Source organism: Sphingobacterium alimentarium (assembly GCF_004342685.1).
Taxonomy (GTDB): Bacteria; Bacteroidota; Bacteroidia; order Sphingobacteriales; family Sphingobacteriaceae; genus Sphingobacterium; species Sphingobacterium alimentarium.
The window spans coordinates 34,542-56,383 of record NZ_SMBZ01000019.1 but is presented as its reverse complement, the minus strand read 5'-3'; the positions used below and the strand labels follow the sequence as shown (position 1 = coordinate 56,383).

Genomic DNA, 21,842 nt, shown 5'->3' with positions numbered 1-21,842 from the left:
ATATGAATGAAATGGTAAATGGTGCCGAGGCTGTTGCGGAGGTATCACAATGGAAATTAGGAACGGTCAATCTGTATAGTGATATACTCGTCATTACACTGATTGTAGTTATGATTGCGCTACTTTTTGCAGCACTAGTTGTGAATAAAGCGATGAAATCCATCTTGAGTGTCACAATGCCAGAGGTCGTAAAAAAGGAGCAAGAAGAGAAGCAGGCGAAAGCGGCTCAGCGTAAGCTGAACAGGGCTGCGGCATGGAATAAGCTATTGGGTGTGCGACCTATGGAAGAGGAAAAAGATCTCATGATCGATCACAGCTACGATGGTATTGTCGAATTGGATAATCCCATTCCAGTATGGTTTAATGCCTTATTCTATGGCTCTATTATTTTTGGTTTTATCTATTTGCTTGTGTATCATGTTTTCGGATGGGGTATGAACCAAGATCAGGAGTATCTACATGAGCTATCTGTGGCCGAGAAAGCTAAGCAAGAATATTTGGCTCAAGCAGCCAACTTGGTTGATGAAAGCACGGTGGAATACAATGCTGCGCTAGCTCCTGCCGGAAAAGCGATTTTCACGGCAAACTGTGCGGCGTGTCATGGCGCAAATGGTGAAGGTACTATCGGTCCTAACCTAACGGATAGATTCTGGATACATGGGGGAGAAGTCAAAGATATCTTCAAAACGGTTAAATATGGTGTGCCTGAAAAGGGAATGGTGCCGTGGGAACAAACGTTGACTCCTGGCCAAATCGCTGAAGTATCAAGCTATATTATCAGCCTGCGTGATACAAAGCCAGCCAATGCTAAGGCTGCTGAGGGCGTCGAAGTGCAAAGTTATGAGGCGGAAGGAAGTTCCGACCCCGAAGAAGAAGTAAAATAGCGTTTAATTATTATATAGAAGAGAGAGCGATATGGAAGCAGTAGTTAATAATAGTGAGGGTCCGGTCTTACCATCTAAAGGAAAAAAAAGAAATTGGATTTATGCAAAAAAGCCTTCCGGCCAATTGTATAATTACCGACAGTGGGTGGGATATGGTTTGTTACTGTTTCTATTTATCGCTCCTTTTATTAAATTGAATGGGAATCCATTCTTGATGTTCAATATTGTGGAGCGTAAATTCTCCATATTTGGCAATATATTCTTTCCGCAGGATCTGCATATATTCGTCTTCGGAATGTTGATTATCATGGTCGGAATAGTCCTCTTTACCGCCATATTTGGGCGGGTGTGGTGTGGCTGGACCTGTCCGCAGACCATATTCATGGAATTAATATTCCGTCGGATAGAATATCTGATCGAAGGAGATTGGACACAACAAAAGAAACTTAACGAGGGGCCTAACACCGATGCGCGTGCATGGAAAAAACTGCTTAAACACAGTATTTTCCTGCTTATATCTTTATTTATCTCCAATATATTTCTCTCGTATATCATCGGCGTAGATGCGTTGTACAAAATAATCACCGAACCGATTGATGCGCATCTGGGCGGATTTATTGCGATGATTGTTTTTACGTTGGTTTTCTATGGTGTATTTGCGCATGTGCGCGAGATTGTGTGTACTACGATATGTCCGTATGGGCGGTTGCAAGGAGTGCTTTTGGATGACCAGAGTCTGACCGTCGCATATAATGAGCAACGCGGAGAGCCTAGAGGCAAATTAAGTAAGAAGGATGAAGCCGCAAAAGGGGATTGTGTGGACTGTGGTCTATGTGTACATGTATGTCCTACAGGTATAGATATTCGAAATGGTGTTCAGCTGGAATGTGTCAATTGTACAGCTTGTGTTGATGCCTGTGATACAGTCATGGATAAAATCGGAAAACCAAAGCGTTTGATTGGTTTTTATTCGTTGGGACAGATAGAAGGGAAAAAGGATTTTAAGAAAAATCCTATGCGACAAATTTTGTACAGTATAATTTTAGTGCTTTTAACGGGGGTATTCCTTTTCCTTATATTCAGCCGTGCGCCTATCGATGGAACTGTCCTGCGTGCTACGGGAAGTACCTATCAAACCCAGCCTGACGGCCGAATCAGTAATCTGTACACGATGGAAGTATTGAATAAAAGTGGACGAGATATACCCTTTGAGCTCGAAGCGAATGACAATTTTGATATTCAGATCGTCAATAAGATAGATACTTTGCATAAGGATGGTACCGCAAAAATCTCTTTCTTCCTAATAGCGGACAAAAATAATATCAGTACCTACAAGACAAATACAAGGGTACATATATTCTCAAATGGAGAGGAGATAAAATCGTTGAAAACAACATTTATCTGTCCTCCAGGAAAATAAAAGATAAAACTATGAATTGGGGAAGTAAGATAGTGATCGGATTAGCTGCATTTATGCTCTTCATAATAGGGGTGAGCATATATATGGTGAGCCATGATTCAGATACACTTATTGATAATGATTATTATGAAAATAGCCTATCGTATGACCAAGTTTACGATAGCAAACAAAATCTTATCAATGACAATGCTAAGCCGAACATTCTGCTCGGAAAGGATACACTGACGATTACTTTTGTAACGACGAATAATCAGGGCAAGCTTATATTTAAGCGTCCTTCGGATGGTGGTTTGGATAGAGAAATACCTTTTGCCACTGCAGATACGCAATTCAAATTGCCGATTACGACCTTTGTAAAAGGAAACTGGTCCCTGGATATTTCGTGGGAAAATAGCAAAAAAAGCTATCTACATTCACAATCTTTATACATACAATAGTATCAATGAGTTACAATCTGCTGGCATTTTTTATGGGTTTATTTGGGAGTATACATTGTACACTCATGTGTGGGCCATTGCTATTTGCGCTGCAGCAGAATCAACAGTTGTCCTTCGCAGTAGCTACCAATAAAATCCTCTATCAAGTCGGCAGAATATTGACTTATGGTTTTATCGGTTTATTATTTGGTTGGCTAGGTTCTTCTGTTGTTATGAAAGGTTGGCAACAAGGTTTTTCGTTGGTGACAGGAGCCATACTGGTGCTAATCGGTCTTTCGTATGCATATATCCATAAGTTGCCCGCGCTCGCCCGGTTTCAGACTCAAGCTATTCAACCTTTTGCCAAAGCTATGGGCAAATGGCTGTATAAACCCAACGGTGCATTTATTGCCGGAATGATGAATGGATTTTTACCTTGTGGAATGGTCTACATGGCATTAGCTTCAGCCATGAATGCTGATGATATGGTGTCGAGTTTTCAGTTTATGGTGTTATTTGGATTAGGAACTTTGCCTTTGATGCTATTATTTTCCTTTTTCACACATCTTCCCAGAAAACTGTTTAAGTTTAAATTTGCTTCTTTATTGCCTGCTCTATATATCCTAATGGGCGTGTGGTTTTTGCTCAGAGGAGCAAATTGGGACATACCATACCTCAGCCCATTACTCAATATTGATGGTGCAATTTCCTGCCAATAATTACGACAGGGCAAACTTTTTGCGAATCATATATTTGTATCGCATATATAATAGGATAGAAGATACCAATAGCGCAAACGTTAGTCCGTACCAAACACCCTGCACACCCATCTCTAATTCTACGCCCATATAGTAGCCGCTAGGTAAACCTATAACCCAATAAGCAAATAATGTGATTAAGGTAGGGATATTCACATCACCGATACCGCGAAGAATACCGAGACCAATGACCTGCGTGCCATCAAAGAGTTGGAATAATCCAGCGATAATTAGCAACTGAGCAGCCAACGCGATTACTTCTTTATCTGTAGTCATTAATGACGCCAATGTATGGTTGAATACAGCAAAAATAATTGCGGTAAATATCATAAAGCCCAGAATAATACGGTATGCTATTTTGGCAAATGTTTTTAACCTGTCATAGTTCTCTTTTCCGTAGCTGTTTCCAATTTTTATAGTGATTGCACTAGCAATACCTGTGGCCATCATATACGTCATCGATGCTAGCGTCAAAGCCACATTGTGAGCTGCTTGATCTAATGCACCGATTTTTCCAGCTATAAGAGATGCTCCCGCAAATAATCCTACTTCAAAGGTGTATTGAAATGCGACAGGAGCTCCAATTTTCAAAATAGCTTTAATGCGCTTTATTTGTACAGAGAAAAAATTGAAGTGAAACATGTATTCCTTAAAGTATTTTGACTTCAAAACATACCCTCCCATGATGATCATCATCAATATTCTGTCTATCAAAGTCGCAATACCAACCCCCGCTATACCCATGGGTTCTATGCCAAACATACCTTTCACAAAAATAATGGCTAGAACAACATTTAATACGTTACCCCAAATAGTAATACGCATCGCTTGCTTCGTAAATCCCAATCCTTCTGCAAATTGTTTGAACGCGTTAAATATCATCAAAGGGAAGATGGAAAGACTCAATACAAATAAATAAGGTTTCGCTTCTTCTACTACCGCTGGATCCTGATCTACATGTTGCATGCCATACATCGACCCGTAGAATACACCACAGAAGAGGAATATACTAACAATGATATTTACCCATATACTATTGGAAAGAAGCTTAGAAATCTCTTCTTTATTGTTTTTGCCACTCGCTTGCGCAATAAGAGGTGTCAATCCATAAGCAATACCCAATCCAAATACCAATACCATCATAAATACCGAGTGCGCCAATGATGATGCTGCAAGTGATATTTTGCCTAAAAAGTGACCAATAATCATGGTATCTGAGGTCTGCACTAGCGTGTGACCCAATTGAGCAATAATTAACGGACCCGCTAAAGCTAATGCACTTATATAATACGATCTGTGTTTTTTAATACTAGTAAACATATATTTTGGAAATAGCCTGCAAAGGTACGAAAGTTTCCTTGCAAACTAAGGGGTTTTCAAATGTGTCTAAATATTTACAAATAACTATTGGTCAAAAAGTAGAATACACTTACCTTAGCAATCATAGAAAATGTAAAATAGAAAAAAGATGACATTAGCTTTTTTGAATATAGGTACCCAAGAGATGATTCTTATCGTAATCGTTATCTTGTTATTATTTGGAGGAAAAAAATTACCTGAACTAGCAAGAGGCTTAGGTAAGGGTATTCGCGAATTTAAAGATGCGTCGGAGGATATCAAACGTGAAATCTCAGATCAGATTAACAATTTTGAGAAGGATTTGGATGTTACGGTAGAAGATAAACCAACGTATAAGTCCACTCCAGTGGAAACACCGGCTCCAACGGAACAAGTAGAGTCCGGCGAACAAGTAGCCTCAACAGAGACGCCGGTAGAGGAAAAGAAATTCCCTCAATTTACACAACCTGAAAATTCGGTTCAACATGATCCAGGAGCTCATCCTGTAGATGAGACTGAATACTACAAGTATGGTTACAATGATTATTTTTCGGAAGACGAGAAGAATGCTACCGAAGGGGAACCTAAGGAAGATGTAGCTACAGATTCAGCAAAAGAAAATCCATCGCAAAACGCGTAATATTTAGAAAAATACTATATTAGAAAGCTGTTGAAAGGTTATTTTCAGCAGCTTTCTTGTTATTATATTCGATTTTATAAATTACTATATATGTCACACGAAATTATTATTTCGAAGGAATTGTCCATCACCCAAAAGCAAGTAAGCACTACTTTAGCATTATTGGATGAGGGAGCGACTATTCCATTTATATCGCGGTACCGTAAAGAAATGACGGGTTCACTGGATGAGGTACAGATTACTGCTATTCGCGATCGTATTCAGCAATTACGTGATTTGGATAAGCGCAAAGAAGCAATATTAAAATCTATCCAAGACCAAGGGAAACTTACTCCGGAGCTAGAAGCGCTAGTCAAAGGAGCCGAAACCATGTCTTCGTTGGAAGATATTTATCTACCCTACAAGCCTAAGCGCCGTACACGTGCGCTTATTGCACGTGAAAAAGGATTGCAGCCGCTTGCGGACTTTTTACTTCAACAGCAGTCCGGAGATATTGAATCATTTTCCCAACAATTTATCAACGAAGAAGTTGGTGTTCATAACACGGAAGAAGCTTTAGCAGGTGCGCGCGATATTATTGCTGAGGCGATAGCGGAAGATGCTGAGGTACGCGCACGTGTACGCAAGGTCTTTTTGGAGAAAGGTGATTTCGTGTCGCGTGTCATTCCAGGGAAAGAAGAAGCTGCATTAAAGTATAAAGATTACTTCGAATGGTCAGAGCCATTAGCCAAAGCGCCGTCGCACCGCGTATTAGCCATGCGTCGTGGCGAAAAGGAAGAGTTATTGTATTTGGATATCGCAGTAGAGGAAGATTTGGTAATCCCGAAAATAGAATCTATTTATATAAAAGGTAAAAATGAAGCTTCCAAACAAGTAGAGTTGGCTTTGTACGATGGCTATAAAAGACTGTTGAAGCCGTCAATGGAAACAGAAATTCGTGTGTTGACCCGTCAGCGTGCGGATGAGGAAGCGATAAAAGTATTTGCGGATAATGTTCGTCAATTGTTATTGGCTGCGCCACTTGGCCAGAAACGCCTGATAGCTATTGATCCAGGTTTCCGTACGGGCTGTAAGACTGTGGTGTTGGATGCGCAAGGAAATTTGTTGGAGAATACCGCTATTTTCCCTCATAATGGAGCTGGCGGTGTGGCAGAGGCAGAGCGTATGATTAAGTATCTGGTGTCGAAGTATGATGTAGAAGCTATCGCCATCGGTAATGGTACAGCTGGTCGTGAAACGGAAGATTTCGTTCGCAAATTGGGCTTGTCGACGGTGACTGTCGTTATGGTCAACGAATCGGGGGCTTCTATCTATTCTGCCTCGGATGTGGCACGTGAAGAATTTCCGGATTACGATGTTACTGTTCGCGGCGCCGTGTCTATTGGTCGTCGATTGATGGATCCTCTAGCTGAATTGGTCAAGATTGATCCTAAATCCATCGGTGTCGGTCAGTATCAGCACGATGTAGACCAAAATAAATTGCAAACGGCTTTGGACGATACAGTCATGTCTTGTGTGAATGCTGTGGGTGTTGAATTGAATACCGCTTCTAAGCAAATATTGGCCTATATCTCCGGGTTAGGTCCTGCATTGGCCCAACAGATTGTCAACTACCGCAAAGAGAACGGACCATTTAGTTCCCGTCGAGACCTGAAGAAAGTGCCTCGCTTAGGGGATAAAGCTTTTGAACAGGCAGCTGGTTTCTTACGTATTCGCAATGCCAAACATCCATTGGATGCTTCGGCCGTGCATCCTGAGCGCTACGCGTTGGTGGAGCAGATGGCCAAAGATTTGGGTGTTCAAGTTATTGAGCTGATGAAAGATGATCAATTGCGCAAGAACATAGATTTGAAACAATACATCACGGACGAGGTGGGTTTACCTACTTTGAATGATATCATGGCCGAGCTAGCGAAACCAGGTTTAGACCCGCGTGAGCAATTTGAAGCTTTTTCTTTCACCGAAGGTGTAAATTCGATTTCGGATTTGAAAGTAGGCATGAAGTTACCTGGCATTGTGACCAACATAACCAATTTTGGTGCATTTGTCGATATTGGTGTACATCAGGATGGATTGGTGCACTTGAGCCAATTGGCAAATCATTTTGTGTCCGATCCACATGAAATCGTAAAAGTACAGCAGCCTGTGGTGGTGACTGTTACTGAAGTGGATGAAAAACGTAGCCGCATTGCTTTGTCGATGAAAACCGAAGATAAAGCAGCTCCACGCAAACGTTCAGAACGGAAAGAAGAGAAGGCACCACAAACCGATATGGCCGCAAAATTGGCTGCATTGGCTGGTAAGTTCAAATAGAATTGACAAATAAAATAACAAACGCCCGAATATTTCGGGCGTTTGTTATTTGGTAGCTCCTGACTTGTCCCTTTTAGTGCGGCAGATTTAATTTCCGTATTAAATCCTCCACTATAGGCATCATTTTGGCTCTTATTCTCATTTCCTTGTTAGTGATTTGACTAAACATTCTAGCGTCGGTCACTTTTTTGAGTTCAGTTACAAACTTTTTGATAGAAACATTGGTGGTTAATTCAATGTGCTTTGAAATGACTAATGCCATAAAACAGATTAGTAAATGTAATTTTATTGGCTCTTCCTTGAAATGAAAAATGGGCCTTGTTTTGAGGTCATTTTTAGAGATTCTGAAGGCTTGCTCAATTTTATATAAATCGTGATATCTACTAATTATGGTCTCATTATCTACAATAGACTCCTCTAGGTCTGTGTAATAGCCTTTAATTCCAAGAAGAATCTTTGTTCGATTGATCAATTCATTATTCAATGCAGGTTCTTTGTTATCGGTTTTCAAAAATTTTACTTTCTTGATTTTACCAGGCTCTTTCAGTAAGATTTCTGCACGCTGTATTTGCTTTTCCATTTCATACTTATCCTTTCGATATCTTGTATTTGAGAAGCTGCAAATCAAATACCCCTTTTCTGTCTGTAGTCGAATAGTGTTTACATCCTCTCGGACTAAATTACTATGAATCCGTTGGAAGAGCTCATTCCCAATATTGCCCAATCGGGCACCAACAATGTAATTAATACCTGCCTTTCTAAGCTCTTCCACATTATCATTACTGATCATAGCAGCGTCCGCTACTATTGTAAACTGTTTAATACTGTGCTTTTGGATGAAAGCCTTAACCACGGGAAGGATGGTATGCCCCTCAAAGGTATTTCCTGGAAATACCTCATAACCTACAGGAAAGCCTTCTGGAGTAACCATTAAGGCCACTAAAATTTGTGGCTGTAGGGATTTATTATCTTTTGAAAACCCTTGCTTTCGAAATTCATCAGCATCAAATGTCTCAAAATACAATGTAGTTACATCGTAAAACAATAGTTCGAAATTGAAATCATAATTCTCCTTGAGAAATTTAATTACGATTTGTTCGACCTCTTCCTTTAAGCTTAACCAATTTCGGGCTGATTTGTAGAAAGATTTCCGGTTATGTTTGATACCAAAACAGGTTTCAAGTAATTCTATAGAACGTAATTTTGAGGAAGGATCCAGTATCCGCATAATGACCAGATCTAAAAGAAATTGTTTATTTATCACCGATAACCCCACTTTTTTAATGATTGCTGAGAGAATCTCGTACAAATAAGTATAGTAGACTCCTAAGAAATCGGCTTTATCAAGGTAAAGTAGGTTATCAAATTTTGTTTCTATTTCAAAAGGTAGTGTTGGTGCGTAATTGTCAATGAAATCTTGGGCTACCACTAGCATGGGTTCCAGTTCGGAATCGGTCTTAGCAGAACCAATATGTTTATAAATAACCCTTTTGCGGTTTAAATAATAGATCACCTGAACAGCTCTTGCTCCAGAACCTGTTTTTATTGTACGAATTCGCAACATAGAACACCCTTAGTGCGACAAATTACGATTTTTTATTAAATAAAAAACTGATTATCAAATAAATACATTTTCTTAGTTCTACAAGGGGACAAGTCAGGAAGTACAGCAGCCTGTGGTGGTGACTGTTACTGAAGTGGATGAAAAACGTAGCCGCATTGCTTTGTCGATGAAAACCGAAGATAAAGCAGCTCCACGCAAACGTTCAGAACGGAAAGAAGAGAAGGCACCACAAACCGATATGGCCGCAAAATTGGCTGCATTGGCTGGTAAGTTCAAATAGAATTGACAAATAAAATAACAAACGCCCGAATATTTCGGGCGTTTGTTATTTGGTAGCTACAAGCGAATAGACCATCGGAATTTTATTGTCCAAATGTGCTATTCTATACTTTTTAGGTTCGAATTCGATGGTATGACGAAAACAATTGTATGGCGAATAGTCGTACTCTTCAAATGATCGAATAGTCAGATCATTTTGGATTAAACTACCCATCACCTCACTCAGACTATGATTCCAGCACACATATTCTTGCTCCAAGTCCGCTTCTCTATCCGCGTACGTACCGGTTTCAGTTTCGATTAATGCACCTGTATTAAAGTAGTTATATCCTACTTTCTCAAAATCATTATCAAACATCCACACGACAGGATGGAACTCCACAAATACAAATTGTCCACCAGGCTTCAGGTATTTGGAAATAATTCCCGCCCATTTGTTCAGATCGGGAAGCCACCCAATAGTGCCGTAGCTTGTGAATACCATATCGAATTGTTGATCCAAATGTTGCGGTAAATCATAAATATCACAACATATAAATTGAGCAGATGAGTTTGTTTGCAAGGCGATTTGTTTGGCGGTATCTATGGCCTTATCCGACAAATCTACCCCCACCACATTTGCGCCCATGCGACTTAGGGAGATGCTATCTTGTCCAAAATGGCATTGCAGATGCAATACTGATTTACCATTTAGATCGCCCAATAAAGCTAATTCGAAGGGATTTAAAGAGCTACTCCCATTTAGAAAGTTGTCCATATCATAAAATTCGGATTTGACATGGTACTCCGTTCTTCTATTCCAGGAATCTTTATTTAAGGCTATATAATCTTTAGGTTGTTCCATTGTATGGGATTTATAACGTATAAATATAGTATTAATTTTTTCTTCCTTATCTTTAAATATGATGACGATTCAAGACTTTAAACACTCGCTAGTAGAAGATAAACCGCCGATGGATCTGAAAATTCAGCTGCAAGCATTATGGTGGGATGCTAAAGGCAATTGGCAAAAGGCGCATGACCTGATAGATCATTTGGAAGACCCTGTTTCTGCCCATATACATGCATACTTGCATCGTGTAGAAGGGGATATGTGGAATGCGCGCTATTGGTACAATCGCGCGAGACAATCGGTTTTCGAAGGTAATCTCGAAGAAGAATGGTCGTATTTATTAGCCAAATATATATAACAAAAATGCAGTGTACTCATACGCTGCGTTTTTGTTTGAACTTTACATCGGAATGCGCGCTAAAGGCGTTACATCTTGCCCGATAAAATCACTTTTCAGGAATTTGTGATATCCCGCAATAGCAATCATAGCTGCATTGTCCGTGCAATACTCAAATTTTGGAATGAAAACATTCCATTTATATTTTTCGCCCATTGCCAAAAGGGAATTACGTAAGCCCGAATTGGCCGATACGCCACCCGCAATAGCAATATCTTTCACGCCAGTCTGTTTGGCTGCTTTTTTTAATTTATTCAAGAGGATAGAGACAATTCGCTGCTGCACCGATGCACAGATGTCATGCATGTTTTCTTCCAAAAAATTAGGATTCTTCTTGATTTCGCCCTGCACCAAATAGAGAATGGCGGTTTTCAATCCCGAAAAAGAAAAATTCAAATCCGCAATCTGTGGCTCAGGTAATTTGAAAGCATCAGGATTACCAAGTTGTGCATATTTATCAATCAGGGGGCCTCCGGGATACGGAAGATTTAGAATTTTTGCTGTTTTGTCAAACGCTTCGCCAGCTGCATCATCCAAGGTTTGGCCGATGAGTTCCATATCAAAGTAATCTTTTACCAATACAATCTGTGTATGTCCACCCGAAACGGTCAGACATAGAAAAGGAAATTGTGGTTTTGGATCATCAATAAAATGCGCTAAAATATGCGCTTGCATGTGGTTGATGTCGATTAAAGGGATATTTCGAGCTAAGGCAAAAGATTTAGCAAAGGATGTTCCGACCAAAAGTGAACCTAAAAGTCCAGGTCCGCGCGTAAAAGCTACGGCATCTACATCATTTTTTGTAATTTTGGCTTGCTGTATCGCTTGATCTACTGTCGGGATTATATTTTGCTGATGCGCGCGCGAAGCCAATTCGGGTACTACACCACCATATTTGGCATGTATCGCTTGTGTAGCAATAATATTTGATTTGATTTCACCGTTTACACAGATAGACGCAGAAGTCTCATCACATGAAGATTCGATCCCGAGGATAACAGCCATTTTGGAAGAATTTATTTAACGCACAAAAGTATCAAAAAAATACTGAAAATAACGCTTTGGACGCTTACTAGTATCTTATTACTGGTAATGCTTGCTGTATTTTCACTGCAGTTTGCTTCCGTACAAACCTACCTCACGGGGCATGTAGCCAAGTTTCTAAGTAAAGAGCTGAAAGCGATAATAAGCTTGGAAAGGGTTTACTTCAAACCTTTTTCGACATTGACATTACAAAATCTGGCCGTCATAGAGCACAATGGCGATACGACGCTGTATGCCAAAGCTGTGGATGCAAATCTGGATTTGCTCAAGTTTTTTGACAACAAAGTCACCGTCGAAAAAATCAAACTGCGCGAGGCGTACCTCAACTATCAAATCTATAAGGACAGTACGAATCTGAGTAAGTATGTTCAGTATTTTGCTCCTAAAAAGACGGAACCCAAGACCCAGAAGCAAAAGTTGGAACTGACTTTATCACAAATTGAGTTGGTGAATAACAAATTCCGAATGGTCAACCACCAGATTAACGCTCCTCACAGTGGAGTAGATTTTGGCGATTTGTATGTGACAGAGCTTTCGGGTTTGGTCGATGATATTTCCCTCGGTTCAATTACATCTGCACATATTTCTCACTTAACCCTTAAAGAAAAATCAGGGTTTCATCTCCGTGAGCTTTCTTCCAACGCTTCCTATGGCGAGCAGCAGATGAAGTTTGAAAACTTACTCATCCGTACCAATGAATCGACGCTGAAAGATTATGTGGTATTCGATTATAAGGATATTAGTGACTTTACTTCTTTTATTAAGGATGTGCGCGTCACTGCACAATTGGAAGATTCGTACATAGATTCCCGAGACATAGAGTTTTTTGCGCCGTCCATGCATACCGTACAGTTTAGTACGCATATTAAAAATGCAAATCTCAACGGCACCGTGGCCGATATCCGCGCAAACAATGTCGAATTAGCAACAGGCAATAACACTTCTCTGAAGAGTGATTTTACAATTAAGGGATTACCCAATATCAATAAAACTGTATTTGGTTTTAATGTGAAAGAATTGGTGAGTTCCGCTAAGGATATTGAATATTTTGTTCCAAAATTAGCTAATAATAAGTCTTTGGTGCTTCCTTCTGAATTGCATAACCTGAAAGACCTTCACTATACGGGAACCTTTTTAGGGTTGTACAATGATTTCGATATAAAGGGTTTGCTGACGACGGTAGCAGGAGCTGTGCGAGCCGATGCGCATTTGAAAATCCAGGATCGTTTATCTTATGATGGCAAGCTAATGGCTTCCAATTTTAATTTGGGTGATGTGCTACATCTAAAATCTGTGCAACGCAGTACTTTCAACCTAGCCCTTCACGGATCGGGTCTCAATTTGGATGACTTGGATGTAAAATTTGAAGGAAATATTCACAATATAGCGACTCCAACATATTCGTATGAAAATATATATGTAAAAGGAACTTTTGCGGATAAAGCACTTGCTATTGAGGGAACTGTCGATGATAAAAATATCCAGTTGACCTACAATTCGAGTATAGATTGGAAAAATAGCACGCCCAACTATATCTTGGATGCGGCTATTAAATATGCGGCGCTTAACAAACTGGGTTGGTTGAACAAGGATAGCGTCATCTTAAAACATGCGACTCTCAATACCAATCTCGTCGGTAATAGCATAAATACTCTAGAAGGACATTTGTATGCGCATTCGGTTAGTTTCAGCACGAGCAAAGGAGATTTCTTTATTCCAACGGTTAATTTTGAAGCCGAAGGAAACGAAAAAAGCCGTCTCTTAAGTTTGAATTCGGATGTGTTGGATGTCGAGATGGTTGGCGTAATTGACCTAAATACTATTGTGCCATATTTCAAATCTTTGGCTATGCGCTATGCGCCGGCGATTAATTTAGAGACGCAGCATTATAATCCACAGAATTTTAATCTGGCTATCAATGTCAAGTCTTTCCAGCCGATATCCGCTCTGCTTGATCCTTCGCTTACCTTGGATGATGGAGCACTGCTGGATGCGCAATTTTCTTCAGAGGATTACCAGGCGAAATTTGTGGCATTCAGTCCTTCTCTGCTATACAAAGGAATAAAAGTGAGCAATCTTTCTGTTCAAGAAAATGCGGATAACCGTGCTTTTTCACTAGATATAAAAGCAGATAGAGTGAATTTTGCAGATAGTACGTACATAAATAATGTCGCTATTCGAAATGTGTTGGCAAATGATAGTTTGGTCTTTAATGTGGAAATGTCCGAAAAGCATGCGACCAATTACCTCAATCTCAACGGCGACATACACTTCGCACACAATGCTCCCGCATACATACATTTCCGACCTTCATACATCGTACTTAACAGCGAAAAATGGTCCTTGAATGATGATGCAAAAATGCATATTTCGCAAGGCAAAATATATATATCTGATCTTGTATTGAATCAGGACAAACAGCAGGTCAAATTGGATGGTGTTCTCTCCAAAGAGAATGATAAGTTGAATATGCTGTTCCAAAATTTTGATTTAGCTTCCTTACAGGGGATTACTAAGCCACTTGGTATTCATCTCGAAGGCATGATGGATGGTAAAGTTGATATTGTTTCTGTATTTAAAAATCCTGTTGCCTCGATGAATATACAGACTAGCCCTATTGTATATAATGAGGTGGCTATTGGTAAGTTAGGGTTGGAAGCGAACTTTAATCCTGTGACAGGCAACATGCTGATTGATATGCAGTTGCTAGATGATTTGCAGCGCGGTGTACTGATCAATGGGGAATATAATTTCTTTAATGAGGATGAAAAACTGGATTTAAAAGGTAAACTCCAAGAAACTGATCTAGCTATATTTCAACCCTTTTTGAAAAAATTAGTTTCCAACTTAAAAGGAAAAGGAAATGCGGATGTCGAAATAAAAGGCACATTTAAAAACCCTAAAATAACGGGGTTAGGAAGATTTAATGCTGCAGAATTTACGGTCAACTACCTCAATACGCATTATCTCGTGGACAATCAGATTGCTTTGGTAGAGAATAATGCGATCATTTTGCAGAATCTGACTTTGCGTGACAGCAGAGGAAACTCGGCTGTGGCTAATGGCATGGTTAATCTCCAAAAATTGGCCAATCCATATATCGATGTGGATATCAGTGGTAACAAAATTATGATTCTTAACACCAGTTACAAGGATAATAACCAATACTATGGTACTGCCTTTGCCACTGGGGTATTTCGATTCAAAGGGTACACTTCTTCCATTAATATTGATATAGACGCACGATCGGAGAATGGTACTTATATCACTTTGCCATTCAATTCCGCTATGACGATTTCAGATAATGATTTTATTTATTTCGTCAGTGCAGACTCTTCCGAAAATGAGAATCGCGTAAAACGAAATCTTTTCAACGGTCTGACCATGAATATGAACCTGAATTTTACGCCAGATGCTGAAGTTAATCTTCAAACGACTATGGGCTCCCTGCGTGGCAGTGGTAGCGGTACAATAGCGATGAAAATTTCTAATCTCGGAGATTTTGAAATGTTTGGCGATTATATCGTTACGCAGGGCAAGTTTCACTTTACCGCGCAAGATTTTATCAATAAGTATTTTGACATCAAAGAAGGAGGAACAATACGTTGGACGGGTGAACCCACAGAGGCTGTTATCAATCTAAACGCCATCTATCAGCAACGTACAGCTATTGGACCATTGTTTAATGCTGCTGGCCATGCAGGAGACAATGAGCGTGTGCTCGCACAAGCGGATATGCTTATCAAAGGTACGTTAGAGCAGCCGGATGTCACGTTCGATCTTAATTTTCCGCAAAACCCATACATTAAGGATCAATTGCAAAGTTACCTGAGTGATGCGAATAATGTCAATCAGCAAGCATTAAGTCTCATCGTACGAAGAAGCTTCACGCCAAGTTCATCCAATGAAATCGGTAGGGAAGTGAATAATACATTGCTGTCCGCCGGTACTGAAATCGCTTTTAATCAGTTGAATAATATTATTTCTCAGTCTTTGAATGTGAATTTTTTGGACTTGAATATTCGATCATTCAATGATGCTTCAGCCTCTTTGCGCTTGCTAAATGATAGATTGGTCTTGTCCGGAGGAATAACTGATCGCACGAATTATGAAGCGACGGACTTGACCTTTTTCCGTCAGGGTATTACCACAGATGCTGAATTGACCTATAAGCTGCGCCAAGATGGCAACCTGCTTTTCCGTGCATACAATAGACCTTACACCCGCAATTTTCTTATTCGCTCATTGGATGCAGAGTACATAACCGCTCTAGGTTTAGTGTACCGTCAAGAATTTAATTCGCTAGGCGAACTCTGGAGAAGACTGTGGTTTGTCAAACCTGCAAAGCCAAAAGATTAACTCTCTCTTTATTTTATTTAAATAACTCTATATAATCTCCTTATATAGTAAGTATATACCGGCATACGTAATATTATTCTTTGGTAATTAATAAATCTCACGAATACATTTCCCTAAATTTTAATTAGTTAAATATTAATAATCAAAATTATTAACCTTCGGTTTTGAATTGCAGAATAATTTTTACACAGGAAAATCTTTGGCATAAAAAATAACTAATACAGTGTTTAGGTTATATATTTAAACTGGTTTTTTATCATACTAACAAGCTAAGCCCTTTTAGTTAAAATATTATAATTCATATGAAAATAAAGAGATTTTATTTCAAACCTCATTTTGAGGCACTCGTAATCAGTATAGATGGCGGTATAGCTAATCATTCTGCTTGTGTAACACCAACAGATCCCTATGACAATATTTACGAATCATGGGAAGATGATCCTGATGTAAATAAAACGATCGATTGGTAACCAAGTGCTTACAAGTAAAATATATGATTATGAAATTTAATACTATAAAAAATAAATTTTTCTTGTCAGGGGGATAATTTGTTTGACTTTATTTTTTTCGCGAACGAACTGAAAACGAAACTCTTCCGGATGGACAAGCTCTTGTTAATCTCAATCTTGACGGAGTGAATTATGAAGAAGGCTTGGATTTATCTGCCAGTACGCATACTCAAGCGGAGGAGGAGCAGATCCATATCCATAGGATCAGTGACGACATGTATGTGGAGAGCAAGCTCGAAGTGGTATCCCCACAAAAAGATCGCGTCTGACGCCGAAATTCTGTGAGATTACCACGACATTGAAGATGGATAATCTGATGACTGGTGCCATCACGAACATTATTAATTCTACATTCAGCCCGGTGGCTTTGAATGTAGAATTAAAATTAATGGATGGTTCAATTACTTTTGGTTCTAATGCGACAGCAGGGAAGCCTGTAATTTTTCCTATTATTCCTGCCGGAGGAGTGCGTACGATCACAAGTGAGGCTACTGCTATCAACCAAAATTTGATCAATGGTGGAGTCTTTAAAATAGCTACATTAGAAGCAGATGGTGAATCCAAAGGGCTTGAGGTGAAAGGTTTGAGCTTTAAACTTGGGGTTCGGTATAATTTAATCCTTACATTGAAGACATGTACCAAGAATGTATCGGATCTGAAGGGGTTAAATTGGTATTATCCTGAAGTAATCAAAAATGGACAGAAAGGTGTCATGTTTGATGGTTCATTTAAGAAAAATGGTACTGTAATTTCATTTGATTATATAGAGGCAGGTGCGGATTATGGATTTGTGTACGATATCACGCATTTGGACAATGCCTTGAATTTATCTGTAAATGGTCAGCCTATATTAGGTACTGATGTCACTCTGACTGAAATTCAGTTCCAGACCAATGCAGCCTTAACTTCTCAAAACATTGAATTCGCAGATGGAAGTCAATATGAAGGCACTAACGTGGAGGGTGGAAAAATTCGTGCTATTTATAGTATGGAAGGAACATCTTCAAGACCGCTGCTACGTATTGGCATCAGTAGATATGGAGAAATATTAATCTATGGTAGTAAGAAAAGGTGAACTATACCCATTACGTTTAAAAAATGGACTAAGTTTCAATACCGTAAATTGGAAAGGTAGCGATCAGACGAACCACATTAAGGCTACCACTAGGGTAGAAGGATTGACTGTCATGAAATCTACAGGGGTCGGTAAGAAGAAAATCCCATGTGCTACGAAATAGCAATTCTTAAATTATAGCATACGCATACATATAGGTGGATGCCAAAGCAAGCAGGAGTGACTAAATTGTCACTCCTGCTTTTTTATATATAATATTTAATGATTTTACTTCAATACTATTTAAGATTGAAAGACGGTAAGGTTACAGCTATTAAAAGGTTATGTTGACTTTTTTATAGCCCAATCCTTCAAAAATTGGTTTCAATAGGGGTAAAGCATTTTGTCTAGTTTGCTTTAGGATGTCGGATTCTCTGACTTGCTTGGCCAATTCTTGCTCTGCATATTTGTAAGCTTCATCCACCAATGTAGCTTCGCGGAAAAATGCAAGTTTGGTATCGTAGACCTTAGAATGTTTATGGTCAATTTTGATATAACAAATCTCCGGCGCAGGCAGCTTGATGTGTACCGAATCCCCTTCAGCATAAATGTCAGACTCAGTGAGTTTGGTCAAGTCAATACAGCCTACTGCATCTGCTTTTACGATTAAGAGTACACTTGCGTCAGGTAGAAAGTCTGTTTTGTTGGTATGTTCGATGACATCGCTGAAACGATATTTGACGAGCTCAAGTTTACCAATGGCTTCAATTTTTTCTAAAAGGATATGATGCGAACTTACGATTTCGGTCTTAGGCACCCATCGGGTTTTAATCCAATGTCCCATCAATACTACAAGTCCAAATAAAAATATAATGGCTAATATCTTTCTCATATATTCATTATCTCAAAATATAAGCCAATATTGAAGATCGTGTGTAACAAAAAAGCGGTCAAATTTTATTTGACCGCTTTCACTATGAGGGTAAAAAAGCTTATTTGCTTTCTAATACTTTCGTTACTAACTCAGCAGCTTCTTTTAATAAAATTGCAGAGTAGACTTGAAGACCTGATTCGTCAATTAATTTTTTCGCTTCAGCAGCGTTAGTACCTTGAAGACGAACAATGATTGGAACAGGGATGTTGCCAATTTCATTGTAAGCGTCGATTACACCTTGCGCTACACGGTCACAACGAACGATACCACCGAAGATGTTAATTAAGATAGCTTTTACGTTAGGGTCTTTTAAGATAATGTTGAAACCAGCTTTCACTGTTTCAGCATTCGCTGTACCACCTACGTCTAAGAAGTTAGCAGGTTCACCACCAGCTAATTTGATGATATCCATAGTTGCCATAGCAAGACCAGCACCATTCACCATACAACCTACGTTACCGTCAAGTTTTACATAGTTCAAGTTTGACTCACCAGCTTCTACTTCTGTTGGATCTTCTTCTGTAATGTCGCGCATAGCAGCGATGTCAGCATGACGGTACAAAGCATTCTCGTCTAAGTTTACTTTCGCGTCTACTGCCAAAATTTTATCATCTGAAGTTTTTAATACAGGGTTGATTTCGAACATAGATGCATCGATAGAATCGTAAGCTTTGTACAAAGCAGCTACGAATTTTACCATGTCTTTGTGCGCAGCACCTGATAAGCCTAAGTTGAAGGCAATCTTACGTGCTTGGAAACCTTGTAAACCTACTTTAGGGTCGATTTCTTCTTTGAAGATCAAATGAGGAGTTTTCTCAGCTACCTCTTCGATGTCCATACCTCCTTCTGTAGAGTACATGATGATATTGCGACCAGTTGCACGGTCTAGTAATACCGACATGTAAAACTCTTTTGTTTCACTTTCTCCAGGATAGTAAACATCTTGAGCGACCAATACTTTATTTACTTTCTTGCCTTCAGGACCAGTTTGTGGAGTTACTAATTGCATACCGATGATATCAGTAGCACGTTGTAATACCTCATCGTGGTTTTTAGCTAATTTCACACCACCACCTTTACCACGGCCACCAGCATGAATTTGCGCTTTTACTACAACCCAATCCGAGTTGAAGTCTTCCTTCATTTTTTGAGCAGCAGCTACTGCTTGTTCTGGAGTGTCAGCAACTATTCCTTCTTGGACTCTAACGCCAAAACTTTTAAGTATTTCTTTTCCTTGATATTCGTGAATGTTCATTGATAAAAAATTTGACGTAAAAATAGGACTTTTATTCTTAAGAGACAAGAATTTATTTGCATACTTTATGTGTTCTTCCGTTAGATTATATTTATACCTCCACCAATAGGATTCTTTTTCTTAATTTCGTAATTATGATTCTAAAAGCATCTAATATCTATAAAGCCTATGGGAGCCTGCCGATTCTAAAAGGGGTCGACATCACTGTAGATCGGGGAGAGATTGTAAGTATTGTCGGTGCTTCGGGAGCCGGTAAGAGTACATTGCTGCATATTATTGGAACGTTGGATAAGCCTGACAAAGGTGAAATCTATATCGATGATGTACCTATTCATAAGCTTTCAGCAAAGGATTTAAGCGCTTTTAGGAACAATCATATTGGTTTTGTATTCCAGTTTCACCATTTGCTTCCCGAATTTTCTGCATTGGAAAATGTCTGTATTCCAGCATTTATAGGTGGAGCAAAACCGCATGAGGCGGAGAAAAAAGGAATGGAACTGCTGGACTTGCTGGGTGTGGCGGACAGGGCGCACCACAAGCCTTCTCAGCTCTCTGGAGGCGAGCAGCAGCGCGTGTCTGTCGCTAGAGCACTAATTAATAATCCTAAAATTATTTTGGCGGATGAGCCTTCAGGTAATTTGGATTCGGAGAATGCGGCTGCCCTGCACAAGTTGTTTTTTGATTTGCGCGCTTCGATGGGGCATACATTTATCATTGTCACACACAACGAAGATTTGGCCAATATATCCGACCGTACGGTGCATATGAAAGATGGTAATATTTACTAATACAAAGATAATTTAGCGCATTTTGAAAAAAATATTATTAACAAGTTCCACCCATGTTCTGGGATTGCGTATAGCAAAGATTCTGGCTGATAAATTTGAAATTATAGCTTGTACTTCGGATCCCTTGCCGGACTTTATGAAAGCTAATTATGTACAAATTCCGAAAGGCTTAAATCCTACTTTTTCGCACGAAATGCTTAAGCTGGCTTTGGACCATAATTGCGAATATATATTGCCTTTGCAGCTTGCTGAAATAGAATCATTATCCGAATCTACGATGCTATTTGATGAATATGGAATTACGGTAATCTGTCCCGCTAAGGCGGATCTAGAAGTACTGGATATCTTACCTAATCCAACTAAAGATATGCCGCTCAGTCTGATTGTCGATAATCATGATTTGTTAACTGGTCAACCGGTCGAGGTCGCAGTAAATGGATTGGGCGTAATGTCTGATTCGGGGATGGAATTTTTATTAGCTATAGCCCGATAAATGAATACAGAGAAAGTTGAGCATATAGACTTGAATAAAGCGCTCTACGTTTTTGAGCTGGATGATGTCTTATTCCCAAAGCAAGATTATGTATTGCAGGTGTATTATCTGTTTGGTAGCTTTTATGAATTTACTGAAGGAACGGCCAAGGCCAATGAATTAGCGCAGCTGATGAAAAAAGTCCACCTGCATCATGGAGAAGACAAAGTATTCGATGCGGTAAAAGAGATCTATCATGTAGATGAGAAGTATCGCGAAAATCTCGAGCGACTGCGTGCCAATGCGCAACTACCCTTGAGACTCGAGCTATTTGATAATACCAAAACATTGTTGAAACAATTGTTTGAAGCCGATAAAAAGGTAGCTATTCTCACAAAAGGCAATCCGGTTGAACAATTGAATAAACTGAAATTCATCAATTGGGCCGAACTTGATATTTATAAAGATAGAATCAAAATCTATTTTCTTGATGAATTACTTCATCGAAATATTGATGTAAATCCCTATCTTGCAGATGATTTCGGTGTATCGGTAGACGATATGCTTCTGATCGGCTAAATATAAT

General features: G+C 39.3%; 21 protein-coding genes. 15 read left to right on the top strand and 6 right to left on the bottom strand.

The window, feature by feature from the left end:
- Positions 1–2: 2 nt before the first annotated feature.
- Genes EDC17_RS08520 through EDC17_RS08505 form a run of 4 tightly spaced genes read left to right on the top strand, consistent with a single transcriptional unit; the run spans position 3 to position 3,439 of the window.
- On the top strand, positions 3–884 hold the full coding sequence (locus tag EDC17_RS08520) for a cbb3-type cytochrome c oxidase N-terminal domain-containing protein (RefSeq protein ID WP_243646093.1): 882 nt from the start codon (positions 3–5) through the stop codon (positions 882–884).
- Between the two features lie 31 nt (positions 885–915).
- On the top strand, positions 916–2,304 hold the full coding sequence (gene ccoG / locus EDC17_RS08515) for a cytochrome c oxidase accessory protein CcoG (protein ID WP_132777663.1): 1,389 nt from the start codon (positions 916–918) through the stop codon (positions 2,302–2,304).
- Positions 2,305–2,315: 11 nt separating this feature from the next.
- On the top strand, positions 2,316–2,741 hold the full coding sequence (locus tag EDC17_RS08510; protein WP_132777662.1) for a FixH family protein: 426 nt from the start codon (positions 2,316–2,318) through the stop codon (positions 2,739–2,741).
- 5 nt (positions 2,742–2,746) lie between these two features.
- Complete coding sequence (locus tag EDC17_RS08505; RefSeq protein WP_132777661.1) at positions 2,747–3,439, top strand: sulfite exporter TauE/SafE family protein; 693 nt, start codon at positions 2,747–2,749, stop codon at positions 3,437–3,439.
- Here the strand turns inward: EDC17_RS08505 and EDC17_RS08500 are convergent, their stop codons facing one another.
- The gene (locus EDC17_RS08500; protein ID WP_132777660.1) at positions 3,440–4,798 is read right to left on the bottom strand and encodes an MATE family efflux transporter; all 1,359 of its coding nucleotides are present in this window, start codon (positions 4,796–4,798) and stop codon (positions 3,440–3,442) included.
- Between the two features lie 148 nt (positions 4,799–4,946).
- Here EDC17_RS08500 and tatA point away from each other — a divergent pair, with 148 nt between their 5' ends.
- Together tatA and EDC17_RS08490 are read left to right on the top strand one after the other, a co-directional pair.
- Entirely contained in the window at positions 4,947–5,456 is a 510-nt protein-coding gene (tatA, locus tag EDC17_RS08495; RefSeq protein ID WP_132777659.1) for a twin-arginine translocase TatA/TatE family subunit, read from the top strand.
- 90 nt (positions 5,457–5,546) lie between these two features.
- Positions 5,547–7,769 carry a Tex family protein gene (locus EDC17_RS08490; RefSeq protein WP_132777658.1) on the top strand — a complete coding sequence of 741 codons (2,223 nt, stop codon included), beginning with the start codon at positions 5,547–5,549 and terminating at the stop codon, positions 7,767–7,769.
- Positions 7,770–7,842: 73 nt separating this feature from the next.
- On the opposite strand, the gene EDC17_RS08485 is transcribed toward EDC17_RS08490, so the two are convergent.
- Positions 7,843–9,333: an IS1634 family transposase gene (locus tag EDC17_RS08485; RefSeq protein WP_132777657.1), complete on the bottom strand. Its 1,491-nt coding sequence runs from the start codon at positions 9,331–9,333 to the stop codon at positions 7,843–7,845.
- A gap of 115 nt (positions 9,334–9,448) precedes the next feature.
- Here EDC17_RS08485 and EDC17_RS16860 point away from each other — a divergent pair, with 115 nt between their 5' ends.
- Complete coding sequence (locus EDC17_RS16860; protein WP_165894387.1) at positions 9,449–9,613, top strand: hypothetical protein; 165 nt, start codon at positions 9,449–9,451, stop codon at positions 9,611–9,613.
- A 45-nt stretch (positions 9,614–9,658) separates the two neighbouring features.
- On the opposite strand, the gene EDC17_RS08480 is transcribed toward EDC17_RS16860, so the two are convergent.
- On the bottom strand, positions 9,659–10,456 hold the full coding sequence (locus EDC17_RS08480) for a class I SAM-dependent methyltransferase (RefSeq protein WP_132777656.1): 798 nt from the start codon (positions 10,454–10,456) through the stop codon (positions 9,659–9,661).
- A gap of 58 nt (positions 10,457–10,514) precedes the next feature.
- Between EDC17_RS08480 and EDC17_RS08475 the strand changes: the two genes are divergently transcribed.
- Positions 10,515–10,802: a hypothetical protein gene (locus tag EDC17_RS08475; RefSeq protein WP_243646092.1), complete on the top strand. Its 288-nt coding sequence runs from the start codon at positions 10,515–10,517 to the stop codon at positions 10,800–10,802.
- Positions 10,803–10,844: 42 nt separating this feature from the next.
- Here the strand turns inward: EDC17_RS08475 and tsaD are convergent, their stop codons facing one another.
- Positions 10,845–11,846, bottom strand: coding sequence for a tRNA (adenosine(37)-N6)-threonylcarbamoyltransferase complex transferase subunit TsaD (gene tsaD, locus EDC17_RS08470; protein ID WP_132777655.1), 1,002 nt, complete (start codon positions 11,844–11,846; stop codon positions 10,845–10,847).
- A gap of 87 nt (positions 11,847–11,933) precedes the next feature.
- On the opposite strand from tsaD, the gene EDC17_RS08465 reads away from it, so the two are divergent.
- The 4 genes from EDC17_RS08465 (at position 11,934) to EDC17_RS08455 (ending at position 17,991) form a co-directional block, all read left to right on the top strand.
- Positions 11,934–16,244 (top strand): translocation/assembly module TamB domain-containing protein, encoded by a 4,311-nt coding sequence (locus EDC17_RS08465; protein WP_132777654.1) that lies wholly within the window; start codon positions 11,934–11,936, stop codon positions 16,242–16,244.
- A 302-nt stretch (positions 16,245–16,546) separates the two neighbouring features.
- Positions 16,547–16,714: a hypothetical protein gene (locus EDC17_RS16855; protein ID WP_165894386.1), complete on the top strand. Its 168-nt coding sequence runs from the start codon at positions 16,547–16,549 to the stop codon at positions 16,712–16,714.
- A gap of 343 nt (positions 16,715–17,057) precedes the next feature.
- A complete protein-coding gene (locus tag EDC17_RS08460) occupies positions 17,058–17,828 on the top strand; it encodes a hypothetical protein (RefSeq protein ID WP_132777653.1) in 771 nt (256 codons plus the stop codon).
- The gene (locus EDC17_RS08455) at positions 17,809–17,991 is read left to right on the top strand and encodes a hypothetical protein (protein WP_132777652.1); all 183 of its coding nucleotides are present in this window, start codon (positions 17,809–17,811) and stop codon (positions 17,989–17,991) included. The genes EDC17_RS08460 and EDC17_RS08455 overlap by 20 nt, the downstream gene beginning before the upstream one ends.
- A 150-nt stretch (positions 17,992–18,141) precedes the next feature.
- On the opposite strand, the gene EDC17_RS08450 is transcribed toward EDC17_RS08455, so the two are convergent.
- Positions 18,142–18,699, bottom strand: coding sequence for a DUF4230 domain-containing protein (locus EDC17_RS08450; protein ID WP_132777651.1), 558 nt, complete (start codon positions 18,697–18,699; stop codon positions 18,142–18,144).
- A gap of 100 nt (positions 18,700–18,799) precedes the next feature.
- A complete protein-coding gene (gene sucC, locus EDC17_RS08445) occupies positions 18,800–19,996 on the bottom strand; it encodes an ADP-forming succinate--CoA ligase subunit beta (protein ID WP_132777650.1) in 1,197 nt (398 codons plus the stop codon).
- A 137-nt stretch (positions 19,997–20,133) separates the two neighbouring features.
- Between sucC and EDC17_RS08440 the strand changes: the two genes are divergently transcribed.
- Genes EDC17_RS08440 through EDC17_RS08430 form a run of 3 tightly spaced genes read left to right on the top strand, consistent with a single transcriptional unit; the run spans position 20,134 to position 21,835 of the window.
- Positions 20,134–20,784, top strand: coding sequence for an ABC transporter ATP-binding protein (locus EDC17_RS08440; protein ID WP_207895729.1), 651 nt, complete (start codon positions 20,134–20,136; stop codon positions 20,782–20,784).
- A 22-nt stretch (positions 20,785–20,806) separates the two neighbouring features.
- Positions 20,807–21,277, top strand: coding sequence for a hypothetical protein (locus EDC17_RS08435; RefSeq protein WP_132777648.1), 471 nt, complete (start codon positions 20,807–20,809; stop codon positions 21,275–21,277).
- The gene (locus EDC17_RS08430; RefSeq protein WP_132777647.1) at positions 21,278–21,835 is read left to right on the top strand and encodes an HAD hydrolase-like protein; all 558 of its coding nucleotides are present in this window, start codon (positions 21,278–21,280) and stop codon (positions 21,833–21,835) included.
- Positions 21,836–21,842: the final 7 nt, after the last annotated feature.

Excerpts from the sequence above, each read along its gene's own strand:
- EDC17_RS08485 (WP_132777657.1), bottom strand. The coding sequence starts at position 9,333 with ATGTTGCGAATTCGTACAATAAAAACAGGTTCTGGAGCAAGAGCTGTT.
- EDC17_RS08520 (WP_243646093.1), top strand. The coding sequence starts at position 3 with ATGAATGAAATGGTAAATGGTGCCGAGGCTGTTGCGGAGGTATCACAA.
- tsaD (WP_132777655.1), bottom strand. The coding sequence starts at position 11,846 with ATGGCTGTTATCCTCGGGATCGAATCTTCATGTGATGAGACTTCTGCG.
- EDC17_RS08490 (WP_132777658.1), top strand. The coding sequence starts at position 5,547 with ATGTCACACGAAATTATTATTTCGAAGGAATTGTCCATCACCCAAAAG.
- EDC17_RS08475 (WP_243646092.1), top strand. The coding sequence starts at position 10,515 with ATGATGACGATTCAAGACTTTAAACACTCGCTAGTAGAAGATAAACCG.
- EDC17_RS08480 (WP_132777656.1), bottom strand. The coding sequence starts at position 10,456 with ATGGAACAACCTAAAGATTATATAGCCTTAAATAAAGATTCCTGGAAT.
- EDC17_RS08500 (WP_132777660.1), bottom strand. The coding sequence starts at position 4,798 with ATGTTTACTAGTATTAAAAAACACAGATCGTATTATATAAGTGCATTA.
- ccoG (WP_132777663.1), top strand. The coding sequence starts at position 916 with ATGGAAGCAGTAGTTAATAATAGTGAGGGTCCGGTCTTACCATCTAAA.
- tatA (WP_132777659.1), top strand. The coding sequence starts at position 4,947 with ATGACATTAGCTTTTTTGAATATAGGTACCCAAGAGATGATTCTTATC.
- EDC17_RS08455 (WP_132777652.1), top strand. The coding sequence starts at position 17,809 with ATGGTAGTAAGAAAAGGTGAACTATACCCATTACGTTTAAAAAATGGA.
- EDC17_RS08430 (WP_132777647.1), top strand. The coding sequence starts at position 21,278 with ATGAATACAGAGAAAGTTGAGCATATAGACTTGAATAAAGCGCTCTAC.
- EDC17_RS08450 (WP_132777651.1), bottom strand. The coding sequence starts at position 18,699 with ATGAGAAAGATATTAGCCATTATATTTTTATTTGGACTTGTAGTATTG.
- EDC17_RS08505 (WP_132777661.1), top strand. The coding sequence starts at position 2,747 with ATGAGTTACAATCTGCTGGCATTTTTTATGGGTTTATTTGGGAGTATA.
- EDC17_RS16855 (WP_165894386.1), top strand. The coding sequence starts at position 16,547 with ATGAAAATAAAGAGATTTTATTTCAAACCTCATTTTGAGGCACTCGTA.
- EDC17_RS08460 (WP_132777653.1), top strand. The coding sequence starts at position 17,058 with ATGGATAATCTGATGACTGGTGCCATCACGAACATTATTAATTCTACA.
- sucC (WP_132777650.1), bottom strand. The coding sequence starts at position 19,996 with ATGAACATTCACGAATATCAAGGAAAAGAAATACTTAAAAGTTTTGGC.
- EDC17_RS08465 (WP_132777654.1), top strand. The coding sequence starts at position 11,934 with ATGCTTGCTGTATTTTCACTGCAGTTTGCTTCCGTACAAACCTACCTC.
- EDC17_RS08510 (WP_132777662.1), top strand. The coding sequence starts at position 2,316 with ATGAATTGGGGAAGTAAGATAGTGATCGGATTAGCTGCATTTATGCTC.